The organism is Microbulbifer discodermiae, assembly GCF_040742695.1.
GTDB lineage: Bacteria > Pseudomonadota > Gammaproteobacteria > Pseudomonadales > Cellvibrionaceae > Microbulbifer.
In genome coordinates, this window is the sequence record NZ_JBFLAB010000137.1 from 1 (window position 1) to 1,900 (window position 1,900).

3 protein-coding genes are annotated in these 1,900 nt (G+C 48.4%); 2 read left to right on the forward strand and 1 reads right to left on the reverse strand.

Annotated elements, in window-relative coordinates; translation table 11 throughout:
- Positions 1 to 214: 214 nt before the first annotated feature.
- The gene (locus AB1S50_RS19370; RefSeq protein WP_367152909.1) at positions 215 to 556 is read right to left on the reverse strand and encodes a hypothetical protein; all 342 of its coding nucleotides are present in this window, start codon (positions 554 to 556) and stop codon (positions 215 to 217) included.
- 18 nt (positions 557 to 574) lie between these two features.
- Between AB1S50_RS19370 and AB1S50_RS19375 the strand changes: the two genes are divergently transcribed.
- Together AB1S50_RS19375 and AB1S50_RS19380 are read left to right on the forward strand one after the other, a co-directional pair.
- A complete protein-coding gene (locus AB1S50_RS19375) occupies positions 575 to 1,516 on the forward strand; it encodes an RHS repeat domain-containing protein (protein ID WP_367152908.1) in 942 nt (313 codons plus the stop codon).
- Positions 1,509 to 1,700 (forward strand): hypothetical protein, encoded by a 192-nt coding sequence (locus AB1S50_RS19380; protein WP_367152907.1) that lies wholly within the window; start codon positions 1,509 to 1,511, stop codon positions 1,698 to 1,700. Before AB1S50_RS19375 ends, AB1S50_RS19380 begins: the two co-directional genes overlap by 8 nt.
- The last annotated feature ends 200 nt before the right edge of the window (positions 1,701 to 1,900 follow it).

Sequence of the window (1,900 nt, forward strand, 5' to 3'; positions counted from 1 at the left end):
GCCAGTGCACCTGGAATCTGCTGAGAAGTAGATTCCAGGTGAAAAAACAAACAATCTCAGGGTTGTTTTGGTCAAATTCAGGCCCGCACCAGAAAATACTGATACTGCCGTAGCGATTGTTGAGTTATTCAGACGTTCCCTAACTGTTAATGGATAGCGCTCCAAGATTACCCGAAACGCCGTGTCCTTGCCTTACTCATCAGAATAATTGGGGTCAGAGCAGAATAATTGGGGTGAGAGTAAAGAGGAACAGGTTCCCGCCGATGCCGCTATCCTCGCCATCCGCAAAACCCGGCTCAGCGACGGCGTGCAGCATATCGCCATTCAGGATCTCAGCAGCACCAGCGGTGAATACCAGTACCTGCATCGGGGTCATCTGGGTTCTGTAGAAAAAGTTACCGATGACACAGGCGCGGAGATTCTCAGCACCGCTTTCAATCCCGATGGCAGCCGCCGCCAGGGCGACTGGAGTGGCGACCTGACCCAGCAGCAGCTGGAGGATCTGCTCGCCGCCCAGGGCCTCACCACCCGGCGCGGCTACACCGGCCACGAGCATCTGGACAGGACCGGCCTGATCCATATGAACGGGCGGATATATGATCCGACCTTGGGGAGATTCCTGAGTCCGGATCCCTTAGTGCAGGCACCGACCTTCAGTCAGAGCTGGAATCGTTACAGCTACGCTTTCAACAACCCGGTGGGTTTTACAGATCCTACGGGCTTTGTAACTGAAGATGATGATGAGAAACACATGGATGGCGATGGCGATGGCGGTGGCGATGGCGGTGGCGATGGCGGTGGCGATGGCGGTGAAGGTGGTGGTCAAATTGTACCGCACGAAAAGCGGCCAATGGATACGTTACCCGTCAGGGGGAAAAAGCCAAAGAAATTCAGAAGTCCATTTACTTCGCGAGGTGGTGGTAGGTGGAAATCAATTTCATGGAGAAACCTCAGGACTTTGACAGGTGGTGGGCGGTCAGGCGGAGGTGGAGGTTACTTTTACGTCTCACAAACTTCCTCTTCGGGTAGTTCGAATTCGTCTTCTGATGACGCGGGAAGTGAAGAGGATACCGAGGATAGTAAAGTGTCCCCCGCGGGGACGCCTTATGATGAAGAAGTGGTAGTTAGGGGGGATCCGAATGCACAAAGGGAGAGTCTAGGTGTCTTCAGTAATCTCCAAACGAATGTACAAAGCAATTTTAAGCAATGCATGGCTAACTGCTTGCAAGTTAATTATGGAGAAACATATGAGTGGGCTGAGCGATTCAGCCCCGTAAGCTTACAGGGTTTATTAACAAATGAGGCTGCTGAGCTGTTGCAGGATCATGCTCAGAAGCAGGCTAATCGTAATGCTTGGTCTTATGATAAGAAAACTTTCGAGACTGGCCGAAGACAATTGGGTGTCGTAAAGTTTTTCTCACGATTTAATGGTGCGGCGGCTGTTGCTGGAGCGGGAGCGGCTGGTTTTCAGGTTGGAGCTTTAGGTTATTGTGCGGCGGACTGTTGGAATGAATAGAAAACTAATTTATCGAATCTTGGCTGCGCTATTATGTTTGGCTTTTTTAATTGCGGGGATTTTTTTATTGACTCCGATATTCGATACTTTTTTAAATAAATTGAATGGTGTAATTTTTATTTTATTGGCCTTATACTTAGCTCGCTATTCATTAACAGGTAAGGAAAAGCTTTTTATTAAGTAAGTTTTCTTTAAGGCAATGCGATTCACAATCGTAGTCGATTGATTTCTTTCTGGCATCTGCTAGGGCCTGTTAACACTAATTAGCCGGTCAGCGATCAATGAAAAGTTGATGAAGAACTTAAAAACGACATCCAACTTATCAAATCGACTAAATATTCTTCGGAAACCTTTCAAGCGGCGAAACAGACGCTCTACTTCATT

Excerpts from the sequence above, each read along its gene's own strand:
- AB1S50_RS19370 (WP_367152909.1), bottom strand. The coding sequence starts at position 556 with ATGCTCGTGGCCGGTGTAGCCGCGCCGGGTGGTGAGGCCCTGGGCGGC.
- AB1S50_RS19380 (WP_367152907.1), top strand. The coding sequence starts at position 1,509 with ATGAATAGAAAACTAATTTATCGAATCTTGGCTGCGCTATTATGTTTG.